Below are 17,591 nucleotides of genomic sequence, written 5' to 3'. Positions count from 1 at the left end.
CACAACTAAACGAGCGGATCAGGGGATTTTTTGGACCCGTATGCGTGTAATTATTTCCTAGACTAATACACTAAATTTCAATCCTTTGCTTAATAGTGCTGAAAACGGGTAACATTTGACGATACCTCAGTATGCTGCACGAGCAGAAGTCAGCAGAATTCAGTTTTCTAACATCTTACCTAATATCGTTTCACAAATGAGTTTTTTCAGAGAGATAGGCCGGATACTTTCCCAGGAATCCAACCGGGAAGACAATGATACGACCAGCAACCTCACTTTTCGTCCGCTGAGCACGGCGATGGAACTGGAGGAAGCCTTTACGGCATCGATGGAGAAGCCCGTGATTCTGTTTAAACACAGCGCCACGTGTCCTGTGAGTGCCATGGCGCGCCGACGCATCAAACAGCTCCAGGAAGCCGGCGATCCGCCTGTCTACGAAGTAGTTGTACAGTCTGCCCGATCACTTTCTCAGAAACTTGCGCAAGACCTCGGCATTCGACACGAAAGCCCACAAGTTATCTTACTTCACAAGCAGTCACCTGTATACGATACGTCCCACCATCTGATCAATGTTGAAGATATCAGGGACGCGGCTGCGCATGCCCTACAAGCTGAATGATCTCCCGCCGTTTATCGCTTTTTTCTGTCATTTGCCTGGCCAGTCTGCTGTTTGGTTGTGAGCCTACTGAGCAAACCAAATCTTTTGCTGCAGAAAAGGAACAGGGTGCCACCGATTATGTAATTCCTGCACCCACAAGCCGCGACGTGATACCTGACTTCACCCTGCCCATGCTCAATGGCGGCACATTTGACGCCAGCGAACACGGAGGTAAGGTATTGCTGGTCAATTTCTGGGCAACATGGTGCGCACCTTGCCGGGAAGAAATCCCGGACCTCATTGCACTACACGAGGAGTTAAAAGACGATGGATTTGCTGTAATAGGTATCACAGTTGACACCGACGGCAGCGAATTGGTCAAGCAATTTGCGGATGAGATGCAAATCAACTACCCCATATTGCTGGATGAAACAAGCGAAGTTGCCGAGTCTTTTGGCGGTGTCTATGCACTTCCGACCACCTATGTGGTTGATAAGCAGGGTACGATTACGCATCGGACCATTGGTCTTTTTCCTGTTGATGCGGTCAAAGAGAGCCTGATCACATTGGTAAATGCGGATTAAATGGACTCATTGACGCAGATTGCATTGGGCGCCGCAGTGGGCGAAGCAGTGCTGGGTAAAGAGGAAGGCAACAAAGCGATGTTATGGGGCGCCATTGCCGGCACCATTCCCGATCTCGACATCCTCATCTACCCTTTTGTCACGGAGGTCCAGCAACTGGCAATCCACAGAGGGTTGTCACATTCCATTCTCTTCGCTGTGCTCGCGCCCATCCCGATGGGTATGCTGTTGAGCAAGATATACAAGCAGTCATCACACTGGACCCGCTGGGGACTGCTCCTGTTCTGGAGTTTCTTTACCCATGCTCTGCTGGACAGCTTCACGAATTACGGGACCCAACTGTTTTATCCTTTCTCAGATTACCCTGTCAGCTTTGACACCATTTTTATCATAGACTTGCTCTACACCTTGCCCCTGGTGATCGGATTAATTGCAGCGCTTTGGCTGGGCCGTAAAGACAAAGCAAGGCGCCGGCGTGCCAACCAGCTTGGGCTCCTGCTTAGTTCGCTCTATCTGATTTTCACCCTTTGCAACAAGGTATTCATCCATAAAGTCTTTGAAGATGCGCTGGTTGAACGGGGTATATCCCACGAACAGCTATTCTCCAATCCTTCGCCACTCAACAACATATTGTGGTATGGTGTTGCAGATGATGGAGACAACCTGTGGGTAGGGACCTACTCCTGGTTTGACCCAGATCGAAACATTACATTTAAGCAAGTACCAAAAAACAAGGAGCGCCTGCTACCCTATCTGGGGCAAGAGCCCATTGAACGCTTGCTGTGGTTTTCCAAGGGCTTTTACACGATTGATCAGGTTGACAGCACCCTCTATCTCAACGATTTACGGTTTCCCCGCTCAGACATGTACCTCGATAATGACGGCGCATATGTGTTTTCTTTTGAGCTGATCCCGGATCCTGATAACCCAGACACCATCATAAATTTTAAGCAAGGCGGCAACACGCCAGGCGTTACGCCAAACATCCTGGACCGCTTTGTTGCACGCGTAAAAGGCAATAGAGACGCTTGATATCGTTTTTTGCGCACGCCAGGATTTAAGTATCTGTGCGGTTTGCCGAAACATTACTCAGCCTACATCTCACACCTTCTGTGGGTGATGGGTGATGTAGTCCTCCTTGGGGTGATGTGGAAAGCCCGGCTCGTTGGAGCCGGGCTTTCTACCTTTATGTCATTTTTGGCTGCTCCCGTAAAATCACCGAAGTACCGCTCTCACTGCTTTGGTGCGGCATGATTCATGCAGTTGTACATGTACATCACTTCACTACAATGTACAGAAAGCACACGGGAGGACCTTATCATGAAGAAAAGTGCATTTATCACCCTTAGCGCATGTGCGCTGGCCAGTTTTGCTGTTATCAAAATGAAACAGGGACTGCGTAGTATTAACAACACACAGCTTGTACTGACACCAAAGTTTGCAGCCGAAGCAACATCAGCCGGCATGTTTGTCTAGCATGAGTGTATTAACCTCAGTGTAGAAGTATAGGCGAGGAAGTCCCCCCTTTTTTCGCCTGCCACACGCCCGTTATTCGCGCCAGATCATTTTATCGAAAAAAGCCTCACCCGGGGTATACAAATTCCCGTACAGTCAGATCGTCTATCCGATCCCGGTCTACTTCTACCCCGATTCCCGGCTTGTCTTTTGGCACGGTTAACATGCCGTCTTCCATTGTCCACTCAGGCTTAACAATGTCTTGCGCCCAGTAGCGCCGGCTGGGAGAAATGTCGCCCGGTAGCGTAAAGTTGGGTAGCGACGCCAGCGCCACGTTGTGCGCGCGCCCAATGCCACTTTCCAGCATTCCGCCACACCATACAGGGATGTCATTTGCCATCGCGTAGTCATGAATGGCAACAGCAGACGCTAGCCCGCCCACGCGCCCCGGTTTGATGTTAATGATATTCCCGCTTTTGAGCTGCACCATATCGTAGGCCCGTTCCACTTTGGTAATCGACTCATCCAGGCAGACTGGCGTGTTTAATGCACGTTGTACCTCAGCATGCTGCACCACATCATCCCACGCCAGTGGCTGCTCAATCATGAGCAAGTTGAAGGCATCCAGTTTCTTGAGAAGCTCCATATCAGCCAGTGTATAAGCGTTGTTGGCATCTACCATAATGGATACCCGATCGCCGTAGGCTTCGTGGACAGCGCTTACGTAGGGCAAATCATACCCTGGCTTGATCTTGACTTTGATTTTGCGGTAGCCTTCTTCGATATACCGCCCTACTTTCTCGACAAGGACCGCCGGTGAATCCTGAATCCCTACGGAGATGCCTGTTGCCACTTTATCACGCGTGCCACCAAGTAACCGCGAGAGGGATGCGTTTTGGCGGTGTGCCCATACATCCCAAGCGGCCATTTCAATACTGGCGCGCGCCATTTCATTCCCACGGATGCGTGCCTGTAACATCGGGTAAATGTCTTCCGGGCCATCAAAAGCCTCACCAACAGTCAGGGGTAAAATCCAGTCGATAAGTCCTAACCAGGCTGTATCAATGGCTTCTGCGTTGTAGTTGGGAAAAACGCCAGCGACGCATTCGCCCCATCCAATGTGCCCATCCTTGTCTTCAGCTTCCAGCAGCATAATGCGCCGCATGTACTCTGTGCCTGAAGAAATGGTAAATGGCTCAACCAACGGAAGCTGAATTTCACGCAGCACAACACGCTTTAACTGTAACATAGATCACCTTGATAGTATTTGCCTGATGAATCAGGATGGGTTTGGTTGGGCCATGATGTAGTAACAGCCCTCATCGAGCGTATGAAATCCTACCACGCCGTACCCTTTCCCGAAGTAATGCATGAATGCCGCACGGGTTGCATTACGCCAGGCCCGGGCTTCTTCGGGTTGTTCGCGTTTGAGTTGTTGAATATTTCTCGGGATTTCAATGCGCACCCCAGACGCAGAAACGGGTAAAAACGACAGTGTTTTTGAGATAACGGCTGGCAATGATCTCGGGGCAGCAAGCGGAGAAAACCTGGCCCGGCGTGCTTGCCCGTCTACCGGATTCAGATACCAGGTCAGGATAAATCGGTCGGTGCCGATCCCTTTGTGCAGGATACTTTTTTCACCTTTGCCATACAGGTCGCAAATGTACTCCGATGGCATCGCGCCGAGCCTTTCCAGATTGAGAAATGCGTTAACCGACTCTAGCGGATCGTATGTCCAGTGGATGATTTTGATACCGCGCTCCTGGACAAACGCGCGCTGGTATTGCTTTAAACGCTTTCCAATGCCCTTCCCACGCCACGCCGGCTTCACCGCCAGCATATGCGACCAGTGCACTTCTGCATTGTTTCTAAAGCCAGGCAACCCATAAACAAAAGCCACCAATTCATGGTCGGGCGTAAAGGCACCGGCAACGATACCGCCAATCTTTTGATTCACCATGAGAATGGAGGGCGGCACAATTTCGATGGACTCCTGCCCCCAAACTATTTTCTGCAACTCCGCCACCGCGATGTATTCATCGTACGATTGGATGCGGCGAATATAAAGATCAGTTTGTGCTTCCAAAACCTCTAGCTATTAAGCGCAAATTGAGCATTCGAATTGGCAACGAAAATAGCAGGTACCCTTCTCAGGTACAAGGCGTACGATTTAAAAGAACAAAAAAACCCGGAGCATCCAGGATGAGGGACCCATTTCTCATCCATCGATGCACCGGGCTTGTACAACATCACGAGTATCGGGTAAAATGTATCCGGGATAAATGGGGTGCAAAAAGAGGCGTACCAGCCGGCTGCGATGAAAGGGTAAAACTGAATGCAACAAAAAAAGCCTGACCTTACGGGGTCAGGCTTTTTTTCGTCCGTCTTAACTAGCCCAGACGAAAAGAAAAAGGCATTGATAACAATGTAGCAGAACCAAAAGCGAAAGGTGTACCAACTGGAACCGTCCCCCCTGTTCCGGGTCTTTATGGCGCAATTCGAAAGATTTTGTTTGCATTTGCCAATCTATTTGAGGCCATTTCTTCCGAGGGTTGTCAAAAAACTTCCGGATTTTGTATTTTGTTAAGCAGGCAGTTAAACATACTTCTCTTTGACCAACTGCCTGCCTATTCAATTCACAGGCCCCTCATGTCAACAAGCTCCTGTTGATCACCTTGTTACTGTGTACCACCGGGTTTACCGGCCGCCATTGGACCAGCTAACATGTATACAAGCATTTCTAACAAACTTGTAGTCTAACCCTATGGGACGCGCTTCTAAACGTGCACAGGATACTTCCGGTGCTGGGAATCTGGTTACCGATCATCCGCCAAAACAATCTGTCCAACCTGCTGATGCAGTCGAGAAACTGAACGCGTATCAACTCAAACTTGAGCGTCAAAACCAGCAACTCCGTAGCTCCCAGGCAGAACTGGAAGAATCGCACAATGCTTTCCGGCAACTCTTTGAACTGGCGCCAATTGGCTATTTTGTATTTGATAAAGACAGCCTCGTGCACGATGTCAACCTGACAGGCATCAACATGCTGCAGACAGCCCGCCGCAGGGTTCTGCATAAACCTTTCCTTCGCTACCTGAATCCCGAAGATAAACACCAATTTAATCAGCACATCCTGCACGTTATTGAAACGGGTGACAAACAAGCCTGCGATCTGCGGTTGCTTCGCAATGATGGGAGCGCCTTTTACGTAGAGATCCAGAGCATCCTGATACGCAATAACGACAACGGCCCGGTGCTGGTACGCTCAGCCATGATGGATATCACCGTGCGCCGGCAAATGGAAGAGGAGTTGATTACAGAGCGCGAAAAGGCATTGCAGGCAGCACGGTTTATGAACGAGTTTCTAGCAAACATGAGCCACGAAATCCGAACCCCGTTGGCCGGCGTCATCGGATTTGCAGAAGTTCTGGAAGAAGAGCTGCCCAGCGAGCACCGTGAAATTGCCCAGCTTATCGCCCGCGGCGGAAACAGGCTTCTCCATACCCTTAATTCGGTGCTCGACTTTGCCAAATTGAAAGCGCACAACCACAAACTGGTACAAACACCCATTAATGTAGTTGATCGGGTGCAGAAACATTGCAGGCTGCTATCGGCACTGGCAAAACAACAAAAGCTGAGCCTAGAATATACGGGTGCGACCGATCCACTTTATGCCCTGCTCGACCCAAACTCGCTCGACCGTATTCTGGACAACCTCATTGGCAATGCCATCAAGTACACTCCTGAAGGCAAAGTAACTGTGGGCGTTTTTGCTTCGGAAGACGAACTCAAAATTGAAATCCAGGATACCGGTATTGGCATCAACAAAGACTTCCTCCCTCAAATTTTTGAACCGTTCCGCCAGGAATATATGGGAGATGATCGGCCGTATGAAGGCGTCGGACTCGGACTCACCATCACCAAGCGCCTCGTCGATCTGATGAATGGTAATATTTCCGTTAAAAGCGATCAGGATAAAGGCAGCACTTTTACAGTAGCCTTCCCGCTGCTAACCAACGCACTGGATCAACTTGTACCAGAAGAACCGCAGGTACCCAACGTATCTAAAAACTTTGTTGTACCGCAGTACAAAATGCTGGTCGTAGAAGACAATCTTGAGACCCAGCTCCTCGTCAAACGCTTACTCAAGCCAAACCTTGAAGTCGTACTGATTGACTCCTTTGACGCAGCGCTTGTGGCCTTCAACAATGCATCATTTGATATGGTATTACTCGACATCAACCTTGGCGAAAAACGTACGGGCACCGATCTGTTGCACAAGCTCCGTGCACTGCCAGGCAAAGCACCTTTTTATGCTGTGGCCTTCACCGCCTATGCCCTGCCTACGGACCGCTCCAACTTTCTGACCCAGGGCTTTGATGATTATCTACCCAAACCGTTTACCCGGTCCGACTTGATGGATCTCTTGCAACGCGCCAGCCTCGTCCGGGCGTCTGAAATGTAACAGTTTTGTCATCCGGGATACCAGTGGTCTTGAACGAATGAAGCGTGGATGTACCTCACATCGCGAGCATGACCTTCGTGCGCTCTTTAATGACGAGACCCAACCAGGCATGACAACTAAATGCAAGCCGCTGACATCCCAGCCCCTTTCGCTGGCAGACAAAATGCCCTTCGGGAAATATGCCGGCATGACCATCGGTGATCTTATTTCAAGGGACCCGAATTATGTGGCCTGGGCCATAAAAACCATTGGTAGTTTCATTTTAGACGAGGATGCTGCCGTGGTTTACAAGCGGAGAAGATTCTGGTAACCCAGGCCGCAAAACGAAAAAGTCACGCTTCCGAAGAAGCGTGACTTTGCGTTGCATGCACGATGTACATACAACAGCTACCCCAGATACACCACGTATCCTTTGGTTTATAATTCTGACAGGGTTTTATATTTTGCCGCCGGCAGAATTTTTTTTCTAAACCTCCTGTTAATCGCGGTGAATCATTTGTTTTTGGTTACAAAAAGCAGCTTATGACCAATCATTGCAAAGGGAAGCAACATGAGGTACAAGACAATGGCCCATAAGCCCAGAAAAATGTAGTCTGCAGGGTGAAGTGCAAACCAGTCATTGATACTTGTGATGTCTTGTGCGGCAATCAGCAAAGCGAGGCCAACGCAAAAGACAAACAAAAGCACAAAGTGTACTCTTTTCATGTGGTGGTGTAGTTCGGTTAAAGTTCTGAAAGAACACGCAGTAAACGTAAACTGGCAATCACGGCTCTTTCCTGTGCTATCGATTTGGCGCGTCTACCGTAAGTTTCTGGTAAAACAACCGCGACATGCCGCGCCTCCTCTACCGCGCCGTCGAGTTCTCCTTCCAGGTAGACGTGGGTAATGGCAATCTCTCGCCCTTCAAGTGCCCATCCACGCACATCAAAATCTGGGTTCACATCCGCTTCCATGCCGGCGGCAAGTTGTGACCATAACAGCGTTGCGTCGTTGCGTGCGTCTTGAATTCTGCCACTCGTTCCTAACAGGCCATCCCAATATGCATGCAGATTCATGCCCCGACTATTTTCACTTGGGCGTACAAAAAACAGGTTACCTCCCCGGTCCCCCTGCGGGTACACCAGGTTGACAAGCGCAACGCAATGCATGGGTTGATGAATGTCGCCTATCGTATGCAAAATCCAACTCAAGTGAGCCGCCTGATCTACTTTGGTTGCAGAGGCATCCCTGAGGATGCGCGCGCTTTCGTTAATAGCAAAGATCACATCATTATCAGGCGTCAAGGTCTCTTCCAAAGGAAAACCGTCTGTTATCACGGGGAAGTTGGTGTAGTGCCACGTAGGATGATCGTATGCATTGCCTTTGCGGCGGATTTCGTCCGGCCACACGCTCGCGCGCATAAACAGGAATTCGCCCAGATCTATATCCACACGCAATTCTGCATGCAAGGCAGCCCATTTCTCGTAATCAGGGTGCTGTCGCAGGAGCGCGGTATATTCTGCCTTGAGCGCATCAGGAAGCGCCCGGTACGTCATCGCCGCAATAATCATGTGACCATTGCGGCTCCAGGCTTGCGCAGGTAGGGTCTGGCACCCAATGATAAGCACCAGGATGACCATTAGCTTTTTCATAATGCGACGGAATTCGATGGTGGGGAATTATTTTCGGGATACGATGAACACCAGGGTCCGTTTCTGGATTTGTATTGACAAGCTGTTAAGAATGACAAAGTGACGGGGCACTGGGTAGCCAGATGTGTATTGGGCAGATTTGAATGTTATAGATCCCGAGCAAGACGCCGCGGAAATTATGCATGAAATCTCATTATGTCGGTTTGGTCAAGCTCCAGGTATACTTCAGCGTGGTCAGCGACAACACCCGATTCAACTTCTACGGCCAAACAGCATCCATCTGCCGTGCAAACAGACAGCCGGTCGTGCGTCCCCATGTACGCTTTTTCCATAACTTGAACAAGGATGCGATTTTCTCCAGGCTCAAGGCTGCATTTGAGCTTACCGGCCCATACGCCACAAGGTATACCGTCAAACTTAGACAGCTTGAACCGGGCAACCGTTTTACGGCTCAGCACATTCAGTTCGCCAAAAAAGCCTGCGACGTGTGCATTTACAGGCGTTGTATAGAGTGTTTCTGGTGTGCCTTTCTGCACGATCTGGCCTTCATGTAAAATTGCAATCGTGTCTGCATACAACATCGCGTCTTCAAGGTCGTGCGTAACAAAAACACAACTCAAAGCGCTCTTACGTATGATATCAAACAGAAAAGAGCGAATTTCTTTCTTCAGGCCTACATCCAGATTGCTGAATGGCTCGTCAAGCAAGAGTAGCGACGGATTCGGAGCCATGGCGCGTGCCAGCGCCACGCGTTGCTGTTCGCCACCAGAGAGTTCGTGCGGATACTTCGCGCCATGCGCTCCCAGCCCAACAGTTTTGAGCAAATCGTGGACGCGTTCCGATTTGCCGGCGCGTTTTTTAATGCCGAACCCCACATTCTTCTCGACAGAAAGGTGAGGAAACAATGCAAAGTCTTGAAACACAAAACCAATATTGCGCTTTTCAGGCGGCATAAATTCCCGCCGGGTCGAAACGGCCTGCCCTTTGATGCGGATGGTGCCTGAATCAGGCGTCTCCAGGCCGGCGATTAGTTTGAGCAAGGTACTTTTCCCACTCCCGCTCTCCCCCACAATGGCGCAGATTTCTCCTTCATCAAGGGTAAGATCGATCCCTGTAAGTACCGGGAGCACCCCGTACTTATAAGACTTTTCCAGTTGCTCAATCTGCAAGCGCTTCATCTACTTCTGGATTAACTTGTTCAAAAAGATAACGGGCAAAACGCCTACCGCAATGATGACCAGCGAAGGCAACGCAGATTCTGCAATACGTTCATCACTTGCATACTCATACGCCTTCGTAGATAAGGTTATAACCCCATACGGTTTCAGTAGCAAGGTTAATGGCAGTTCTTTCAGTACATCTACAAAAACCAGCAATGCCCCACCCCAAAGTCCGTTTTTTAACAAAGGCAGGTTTACTTCTTTCGTCCTACGCCATTTTGACGCCCCTAGCAACCGCGATGCTTCACCCAGCGAAGGGCTTAATCGACGCACACTCGCTTCAATCGGATTAAACGATACCGCAAGAAATCGGACGCTATATGCAAACAGCAATCCAATCAATGTGCCATTAATCAAGAACCCGATGGACCAATCAAACTGATTTTTAAACATGGTGACAAGCCATTTATCGATTGCCAGGCCAGGCACCAGAACGCCTACAGCAATTACAACGCCGGGAACAGCATACCCGAGAACAGCCAGCCTTGAAAACAAATTGACATTGGCCGACTTGCTCCAGCGCGCACCATAAATCAGCATATAGGCGATGCAGATACACAGCAAGGCTGACAAACTTGCAAGCAAAAAGCTGTAGCCGATCATTTCCCAGAAAGCACTACTCAGTACATTGGCGTACGAGAAATAAGACCAGTATAACATTTGGAAGAGCGGTATCAGAAATCCAAACGTCAACGGTATCATACAAACTGCCCAAAGGAGCCATTGCCGGCCCCTGGTGGGCTGGACGCGCGCCAGACGGCTGTCACTTGGTCGAAACGTATACCCTTTACGCCGGCGCTGAAAGCGTTCAAGCAGAATGAGTCCGAGTACAAACAAACAAAGCAGCGCCGCCAAGTAGATGGACGTATCGGGTTCTTCCAGCGCAAACCACGAACGAAAAATGGCGGTTGTGAAGGTGCTTACCCCGTAATAATATGCTGCGCCATAGTCATTCAGGATCTCCATCAAAACCAGAAAAAGCCCACCCGCGATGGCAGGACGGGCAAGCGGCAGGGCAATGCGCCAGAATATCGAACTTTCGCGCGCACCCATCAAAACCGCGGCATTGAGTTGCGAAGCAGACTGGTTCAGAAAAAAACTGCGAGCCGTGACATAGACGTAAGGATACAATGAAACACTCAGTACAAACGCCAGACCCAACGGATTCATCATGTCCACATGTTGTCCGCCGGCTGCAACACCCGTAAACAGGGCGGTAAACATTTGAAAAGGGCCGCTGTAATCGAAGAAGCCGGCATACGCGTACGCCGTAAGGTAATTTGGAATTGCCAGTGGTAAAATGAGTGCCCACTCAAAGGTGCGCTGCATGGGCAGGGTGTACCGGGAGACGATCCACGCCGGCACCACCCCAAACAGCAAAGCCAGCCCACCGCCAACCCCCACCAAAAAGGTGGAGTTGGCGACGTAGCCGGCCAGCAGATGCTTAACTATATGTCCCCAGCTTTCTCCTGGCCCGTCAAATAGCTTAAACAGGATGGTTAGAATTGGCACGGACAAAAACAGTACAATAACAACTGTTGTAGCCGACCAGCCGAAGTCAATATGTTGATGCGATAGCCTGTTTGTTGATTGGGATTTCAGCAAAGTTCTCCGCTGTGAGCCCTCTACTGCCATCCAACTTCATCAAAGGTCAAAACGGCTTGTTTATTAAACTCACCGAGCTTTTGCAGCGCCATTGTATCTTCTTTGAAGCTCCCCCAGGAAGCAATCAAGGCTGAAGTTTCTGCTTCCGGGTTCACTGGAAACTCGTAATTCGAAGAAGCTAATAACGCTTGTGCTGAAGGACTGGAAAGGAATTCGATAAATTTAACGGCGTTAGCCTTGTTGGGTGCATATTTTGCAATCCCAGCGCCGCTGACATTGATATGCGTTCCGTTTCCATCCTGGTCGGGGAAAAGCAGGCCAATCCGTTCACCCACTGCAACCTCAGCCGGGTCATCCGAATTCAGCAAATGCCCAAGGTAGTATGAGTTAACCACAGCCACTTCGCCTTCACCGGCCACCAGTGCTTTCATCTGGTCGCGGTCATTGCCTTTGGGTGGCCGCGCCATGTTGGCAACAACACGTTCAGCCCAGGCTTTAGCACCTTCCTGCCCTTCATTGGCAATGATGCCAGCCATCAACGACTGGTTGTAAATGTTGCCAGAAGAGCGGATAAGCACTTTGCCGGCCATTTCAGGTGCAGCCAAGTCTGCATAGCTTGCAATGCCTGAAGGCATACCGCGCTCTTTATCATATGCAATCAGACGAGCGCGCTTGGTGAAGGCAAACCACAAGTTGTCTTGCTCGCGCAGGTGTGTCGGGATATTTTCCTCCAGCACAGGCGATGAAACCGACTGAAACAATCCTTTGCTTTTTGCGCGCTCAAGGCGACCAGCATCAACGGTGATCAACACATCTGCCGGCGACTGCTCGCCCTCGTTTTCCATCTTCAATATCAGTTCGTCGGCACTGGCATTCACAACATTGACCGCAATACCCGTCTCTTCGGTAAATTGTGCAATCAGGGCCTGGTCTGCTTCATAGTGTCGGTGGGTATACAGGGTGAGTGACGCTTCCGCATCCTCCCCTTCTTTTGCAGCTTCAGGGTTGCATGCAGTTGCAAGCACACAAAGCAAGGATACGATAAGTAGGTAGGATTTTTTCATATTCGATTCAGGCACCGTCCTTAAACGGAAATGCCTTAACCTCAGCTCTATTTTCGTTATTTTTGGGTACGTATGGCTGTTTCACAAAACAGTATTTAGACTAAATCTAAACAATAGGACACTTTTAAAAGCCATCTTGTTCTGTTTTCACAAAACTTCCTCATGCCTCAGATCAGAAGCCGATTTGCCGATGTGCTACAATTTCGCGCCGGATGGTTGCGGTGTCGCTTTCGCGGCCTACCCGGTCGACAAATGACACCACGATTTCATCAAGCTCCCGGCTACCAAAATGACGCTCGACAGGGAAAGCATCCAAAGCGCCGGGCTCAACAAAAAGGTACCAACGCGCGCGTAACCTGATACGAATAAGCCAATGCTGCGCTTCGTCGCCGGGCATGGTGCGTAAACTGAGTTGGGTACCAAAGCCCCCCTCCTCTTTTGCAATCATTGGTGTATCAAGTGGCTTGCCCCCTAGCCAAGGCATGGGAGGCACGAGCGCCGGCTTACTGTAAAGCTCGCGGGTCATTTTATCGCTCAGGCCGCGCACATTTTCGTTCAGAATACGCATACTAAATAGCACATTGCCTGAATACGGTTCGCCGGCACGCGTGAGCTTAACCTGGTTGATGATTTCAGAAGTTGGCCATTTGTGGCTTTCTACCCGGTAAATGGCATTGCCAGGCCAGACGTGGCGGCCTTTTGTATTCTGCCGGCGCCACCAGCTATACAGCGCTGCATAAGGCTGCCCATCACTGTCAATTTCCCAGTACAATTGCGGACTCAGGTAATCGATCCACCCCTGCTGTAGCCAAAGCCGTGCATCTGCATAAATCTGGTTGTAGGCATCGAGGCCACGCACCCCATCGGGATACCCCGGACGCCAAATGCCAAAGGGGCTCAAGCCAACCTTCACCCAGGGCTTGATCGCCTTGACCTCGCTGTACAGGGTTTCAACAAAGGTATTGATGTTTTGCCGGCGCCAGTCTTCGCGCGTTATCCTCGCGCCCCGCTCCTGCGCAATTTGCCAACTCATCGAATCCGGGAAGGAGACCTGCCGGCCACGGTCGTCATTGACGGGATAGGGATAGAAGTAGTCATCCATATGCAACCCGTCGAGGTCATATCGACGAACAACATCGAGCATCACGCGCAGGGAATGCTCCCTGGCATCCGGCATCCCGGGGTCCATCCAGAATTGCTCACCATATTCCACCACCAAATCAGGGCGCTGAACAGTAATATGATCGGGTGAAAAGGTGCCTTCAAAGGTCCGGTGCCCTGCCCGGAAAGGGTTGAACCATGCATGTAGCTCCAGTCCCCTGGCGTGTGCTTCCTCGATAGCGAAGGCAAGGGGGTCGTAATACGGAGACGGTGGCCGACCCATTTCTCCCGAAAGATACCAGGACCAGGGCTCATACGCAGAAGCATAAAATGCATCAGCAGCCGGCCTGACTTGCAGGATAACCGCATTCATGTTCATGCTTGCCAACCGGTCGAGTAACTGCCGTAATTCTGCCTGTTGCTCTATTGCAGTGAGATCTGGCGATGACGGCCAATCAATATTGGCGACTGTAGCAATCCAGGCGCCCCGGAATTCCCGCTCTGGACTTGGTGGTGGCCCCGCCTGCTTAGCGCTGCGCTCAGGATTGTAACTGGCCGAACATCCGGCAAACAACAACAAGCCAGCCAGGCAGACGGATAAATAGATTTGATGGGACCGGCTTGCTTTATCAACGGAAAAAAAAGACACGTACTCCGAGGTAATATTCTGAAGACTTGCCGGCTAAGATATTAAAATTATTGCACTTAACAATAATTAAAGCCATTTAAAGCACTTCGGCCATCAATTTGGGCCACCGAACCCACACACAGCCCTACAACTGCAGAATTAAGGAGCACAAGCCTAAAGATCATCAGGAATCGAAAGTTCAAAAGACTGTACATCACTGGGCCCAAGTTTGCCATTGCGATGAACTGCATACCACCAGTACACAATGAGCACCTCTTCCCCTTCGATTGAATACAAGTCTTCGAGTGCATAGGTACGGGATGATCGACCAGCTATGGCGTTTTCATTGGTTATGTTTGGCGCCCAGTTAATTACAGCCGCAGTATTTGCGCCAACGGGAAATACGTGAACAGAGCGGGCCAATCCGTTGTTGAGTTCAACCCCTTCGGCAGAAATGGTGGCCGTCACTGTGCCGGCTTCAAGGGCTTCTGTTGCATCACACGCAACAAGACACATTAATAACGCGGTAACTGCTAAGGCTTTCATATACTAATCTGTTGGGTTTCTGTCTAGACCAGCACCACGCGGTTTCTATTCCCCAAGCGCCTGGCCTCGTATCTTCAATTTTCCTCGCTCAATGTCCGGATGACATCGCCGGCAGCATTCAAGAACTCAATCCGTGCCTGATCGGACTCATCAACAATCAAACGAATGCGCGGCTGTGATTTTGAATCTTTCAGTTCAAGCATTGCTTTTCGCTGTGCCTCCCCTTCGCTGCCCAGGTAGATGCGCTCTGCCCAAAGCCCTTCTTCTCCAAGCGCCTGGTGGTATTCGCGATCGATTCTGTCAAAGTCTTCGTCTCTTTCTGCAGTATCATACTTTTTAAGAATCGGCACGATGCGCGGGTGGGTGTTCATCAGGCTATGGGGTTTGTCTGTCGGCAGATCCCAGAAACGGAGCGCTGACCGTACGTACTCTCCTTCCATCCAGTGCATTAACGAAACGGTTTGTCCCTGGTCGTTAAGCTGGTCCATTGAGAGTTGTACGCCGCCATTGTCCACGCCGTCGTATTCCTGCAGACTGGTTATCAATCCGCCCATTTCATCGCCTTTATTGTTGTAATAAAGGATTCCCCCTACGTTGTGCCGATGGCCGCGCGGCCCCTCCTTCCCATGCCGAATTACCCCCGGCAAGTTCTCCGCATTTGCCAGAACCAGGGCATATCGGCCATCTTCCTCTACTATATTGATGCGTTTGACATTAAGCACATCGGTGTTCATTTGCCTGACAACAAACATCCCACCAGCCAGTCCGCCGAGGATAGAACACACTACACCTGTACATAACAGGACAGCACCAGATACCTTCATGTTTTGCCGCGCTTGTTTGAAAGATTCAGTACAACAAGCGTATGACGCTGCCAATTTGTTACATCGTAGATTGTAACTGCATAAGTCGTGACTGCATGGTTAGCCAGATCGTACTAGCCTTTTACTTCATACACCCGTGTACTAATAACAAAAGGGCATGCCTGGGCTATTTCGGTTGCTTCATCCAGGCTAGCCGCCTTAATCATCGTATACCCGGTAAGAGAGTCCTTCCCAAACGGCAACGGCGTCATCCCTTCGCCAGAAATCTCGTTGCCTCCTGGCAAATGACCGCGTTCGACCTGCCGGTCTGCTATGGAGGCAAACCAGCTGTTCCAGCCGGCCATGTCTTCAGGGGTAGGCATTTCAAATCCGAAATGCAGGATGAGGAATTTTTTCATGTTCTAGCAGATACAATTGAAAAAGATGGACGCAGCCGGTTGATAATGAACCATGCTACAACGAGGCCAATCAACGAGAAAAGTATATCATATGGGTCGTAGATATTGGCCCCACCGAGGTTGTGTACTTTAAATTCTTGCAAGATGACATATATCCCGGTAAACACGATAGCCCAGGCATAAACTACCCTTTCAGATAAACGACGCTTTGCGGATACGAACCGGGCATTAAACATCAGCAATAAACCTGTCACAGTGGCTGCGCCGACTATCGCTTCGCAGAAGTTCGGAAAAGAGAGGACAAAGATATCAAGCCACGTCGGCGCGTCTCTTTTCAGCACAGCCGGCCGCAGCACCATTTTACCCAGCACGAACACCACAATCATGAGGAGTTGCAAACGGATAAGACTGCGAATGCCATCAAGCATAAGATTCAGTTGCGTCGTGCGTTATCAGGTGCGCGATCTTTATTCCATTGCCATTTGATGGGCGTCCAATTCCGCGCGGATGCCTGCTTCGCCCCAGCGCATCACAAGGTCATGATTCCACCGAAAAGCCGGCCGCGCCAGTGGTGACAACCAACGCATCCAGAACTTCGTGGCTTTTACCTCCCATACATATTGCACGTGGGTTCCGCTTTCGTCTTCACGAAATGTCCATCGCCCCGTTCCATCGAGTTCTCCTTGTGCCCTGCCGGCAATTACACGAAGGTGCTCAATTTCAGTGGCTGTCATGTCAAATGTGAGGCGATACGGTAACGCACCGCGCCATGTGAATCGTTTTACACTCCCAATGCCGGCATCGTCTCCCCGGGAGATCTCTTTTACTTCCTGCACAGCTTTCCACCAGATGGGCCAACGGGAAGTGTTGTGAATCAGCTCCCATACACGTTCAATCGGGGCGTTAAAATGCCAGGTTGTGAGGAAAGTGTAGTCTGCCATAACTCGCGGAATCAATTCATCATTGCTACCTGCTAATTAAACAGTGCACGATTAATTGGTTCTCACAAAAAAATTATTGTCGCCATCGATGTTACTGTCATCAAATTCGAGGAGATCATCGCAAAGGTTTATATGGCCTAGTGTGAAGGGGGTGGAGGATGTAGTCTCTAGACCATACAAATCTTCATAAACGTTTTCTACTGACCAGCGCGTTGTATACGTTGTTTCGCCAGCTTCCATCACCTGGAGCGTTGAATCAGAATTCAATGTTACAACCGTATTCCGCTCAAGCGTATTACGGGCTGCGTTGGGCGTGAAACCATTATAAGTATAATACCACCGCCACTCTCCTACTAGCGACTCACGTAATAATGCAGCACTCCACATTTTTTGATCATTACATGCTCTGAGCATTTGCCCATCAGGCGGTATAGCCAATTCAGAAAGTGGATCGACTTGCTGGTCACAAGCGGGTAAAAGGAAAAACACGGCTAAAATAAATCCGACTGTTTTTTTCACTAAACTCCTTTT

At 50.0% G+C, this 17,591-nt stretch carries 20 protein-coding genes; 6 read left to right on the top strand and 14 right to left on the bottom strand.

Annotation, left to right across the window (positions count from 1 at the left end):
* Nucleotides 1-196 precede the first annotated feature (196 nt).
* The 4 genes from ytxJ (at nucleotide 197) to AAF564_19115 (ending at nucleotide 2,658) form a co-directional block, all read left to right on the top strand.
* Nucleotides 197-619 (top strand): bacillithiol system redox-active protein YtxJ, encoded by a 423-nt coding sequence (gene ytxJ / locus AAF564_19130; GenBank protein MEM8487673.1) that lies wholly within the window; start codon nucleotides 197-199, stop codon nucleotides 617-619.
* Nucleotides 616-1,182 carry a TlpA disulfide reductase family protein gene (locus AAF564_19125; GenBank protein MEM8487672.1) on the top strand — a complete coding sequence of 189 codons (567 nt, stop codon included), beginning with the start codon at nucleotides 616-618 and terminating at the stop codon, nucleotides 1,180-1,182. Before ytxJ ends, AAF564_19125 begins: the two co-directional genes overlap by 4 nt.
* Complete coding sequence (locus AAF564_19120; GenBank protein MEM8487671.1) at nucleotides 1,183-2,214, top strand: metal-dependent hydrolase; 1,032 nt, start codon at nucleotides 1,183-1,185, stop codon at nucleotides 2,212-2,214.
* Between the two features lie 288 nt (nucleotides 2,215-2,502).
* Nucleotides 2,503-2,658 (top strand): hypothetical protein, encoded by a 156-nt coding sequence (locus AAF564_19115; GenBank protein ID MEM8487670.1) that lies wholly within the window; start codon nucleotides 2,503-2,505, stop codon nucleotides 2,656-2,658.
* A gap of 106 nt (nucleotides 2,659-2,764) precedes the next feature.
* On the opposite strand, the gene menC is transcribed toward AAF564_19115, so the two are convergent.
* Both menC and AAF564_19105 read right to left on the bottom strand, forming a co-directional pair.
* Nucleotides 2,765-3,886, bottom strand: a complete 1,122-nt coding sequence (menC, locus tag AAF564_19110) for an o-succinylbenzoate synthase (protein ID MEM8487669.1) — start codon at nucleotides 3,884-3,886, stop codon at nucleotides 2,765-2,767.
* A 30-nt stretch (nucleotides 3,887-3,916) separates the two neighbouring features.
* Complete coding sequence (locus tag AAF564_19105) at nucleotides 3,917-4,723, bottom strand: GNAT family N-acetyltransferase (GenBank protein MEM8487668.1); 807 nt, start codon at nucleotides 4,721-4,723, stop codon at nucleotides 3,917-3,919.
* 678 nt (nucleotides 4,724-5,401) lie between these two features.
* On the opposite strand from AAF564_19105, the gene AAF564_19100 reads away from it, so the two are divergent.
* Nucleotides 5,402-7,102: an ATP-binding protein gene (locus AAF564_19100; GenBank protein MEM8487667.1), complete on the top strand. Its 1,701-nt coding sequence runs from the start codon at nucleotides 5,402-5,404 to the stop codon at nucleotides 7,100-7,102.
* A gap of 109 nt (nucleotides 7,103-7,211) precedes the next feature.
* A complete protein-coding gene (locus tag AAF564_19095) occupies nucleotides 7,212-7,412 on the top strand; it encodes a hypothetical protein (GenBank protein ID MEM8487666.1) in 201 nt (66 codons plus the stop codon).
* A 182-nt stretch (nucleotides 7,413-7,594) separates the two neighbouring features.
* On the opposite strand, the gene AAF564_19090 is transcribed toward AAF564_19095, so the two are convergent.
* The 12 genes from AAF564_19090 to AAF564_19035 form a co-directional block, all read right to left on the bottom strand.
* Nucleotides 7,595-7,807 (bottom strand): hypothetical protein, encoded by a 213-nt coding sequence (locus tag AAF564_19090; protein ID MEM8487665.1) that lies wholly within the window; start codon nucleotides 7,805-7,807, stop codon nucleotides 7,595-7,597.
* A gap of 17 nt (nucleotides 7,808-7,824) precedes the next feature.
* Nucleotides 7,825-8,733 (bottom strand): S1/P1 nuclease, encoded by a 909-nt coding sequence (locus tag AAF564_19085; GenBank protein ID MEM8487664.1) that lies wholly within the window; start codon nucleotides 8,731-8,733, stop codon nucleotides 7,825-7,827.
* Between the two features lie 176 nt (nucleotides 8,734-8,909).
* On the bottom strand, nucleotides 8,910-9,911 hold the full coding sequence (locus AAF564_19080; protein MEM8487663.1) for an ABC transporter ATP-binding protein: 1,002 nt from the start codon (nucleotides 9,909-9,911) through the stop codon (nucleotides 8,910-8,912).
* The gene (locus tag AAF564_19075; GenBank protein MEM8487662.1) at nucleotides 9,912-11,558 is read right to left on the bottom strand and encodes an iron ABC transporter permease; all 1,647 of its coding nucleotides are present in this window, start codon (nucleotides 11,556-11,558) and stop codon (nucleotides 9,912-9,914) included. It abuts the gene before it with no gap.
* A gap of 20 nt (nucleotides 11,559-11,578) precedes the next feature.
* On the bottom strand, nucleotides 11,579-12,622 hold the full coding sequence (locus tag AAF564_19070) for a Fe(3+) ABC transporter substrate-binding protein (protein MEM8487661.1): 1,044 nt from the start codon (nucleotides 12,620-12,622) through the stop codon (nucleotides 11,579-11,581).
* Between the two features lie 172 nt (nucleotides 12,623-12,794).
* Nucleotides 12,795-14,372: a family 10 glycosylhydrolase gene (locus tag AAF564_19065; protein ID MEM8487660.1), complete on the bottom strand. Its 1,578-nt coding sequence runs from the start codon at nucleotides 14,370-14,372 to the stop codon at nucleotides 12,795-12,797.
* A 153-nt stretch (nucleotides 14,373-14,525) separates the two neighbouring features.
* On the bottom strand, nucleotides 14,526-14,897 hold the full coding sequence (locus AAF564_19060; GenBank protein ID MEM8487659.1) for a hypothetical protein: 372 nt from the start codon (nucleotides 14,895-14,897) through the stop codon (nucleotides 14,526-14,528).
* A gap of 74 nt (nucleotides 14,898-14,971) precedes the next feature.
* Nucleotides 14,972-15,721, bottom strand: a complete 750-nt coding sequence (locus tag AAF564_19055; protein ID MEM8487658.1) for a hypothetical protein — start codon at nucleotides 15,719-15,721, stop codon at nucleotides 14,972-14,974.
* 113 nt (nucleotides 15,722-15,834) lie between these two features.
* The gene (locus tag AAF564_19050) at nucleotides 15,835-16,119 is read right to left on the bottom strand and encodes a YciI family protein (protein ID MEM8487657.1); all 285 of its coding nucleotides are present in this window, start codon (nucleotides 16,117-16,119) and stop codon (nucleotides 15,835-15,837) included.
* Nucleotides 16,116-16,547, bottom strand: coding sequence for a hypothetical protein (locus tag AAF564_19045; GenBank protein MEM8487656.1), 432 nt, complete (start codon nucleotides 16,545-16,547; stop codon nucleotides 16,116-16,118). The genes AAF564_19050 and AAF564_19045 overlap by 4 nt, the downstream gene beginning before the upstream one ends.
* A 39-nt stretch (nucleotides 16,548-16,586) precedes the next feature.
* Nucleotides 16,587-17,060 carry an SRPBCC family protein gene (locus AAF564_19040; GenBank protein ID MEM8487655.1) on the bottom strand — a complete coding sequence of 158 codons (474 nt, stop codon included), beginning with the start codon at nucleotides 17,058-17,060 and terminating at the stop codon, nucleotides 16,587-16,589.
* Between the two features lie 51 nt (nucleotides 17,061-17,111).
* Nucleotides 17,112-17,591 (bottom strand): hypothetical protein (locus AAF564_19035; GenBank protein MEM8487654.1); only part of this gene is annotated, 480 nt, incomplete at its 5' end.

Source organism: Bacteroidota bacterium (assembly GCA_039111535.1).
Lineage (GTDB): Bacteria > Bacteroidota > Rhodothermia > Rhodothermales > JAHQVL01 > JBCCIM01.
The sequence above is the reverse complement of the archived record's forward strand: the minus strand, read 5'-3'. Positions and strand labels throughout refer to the sequence as shown.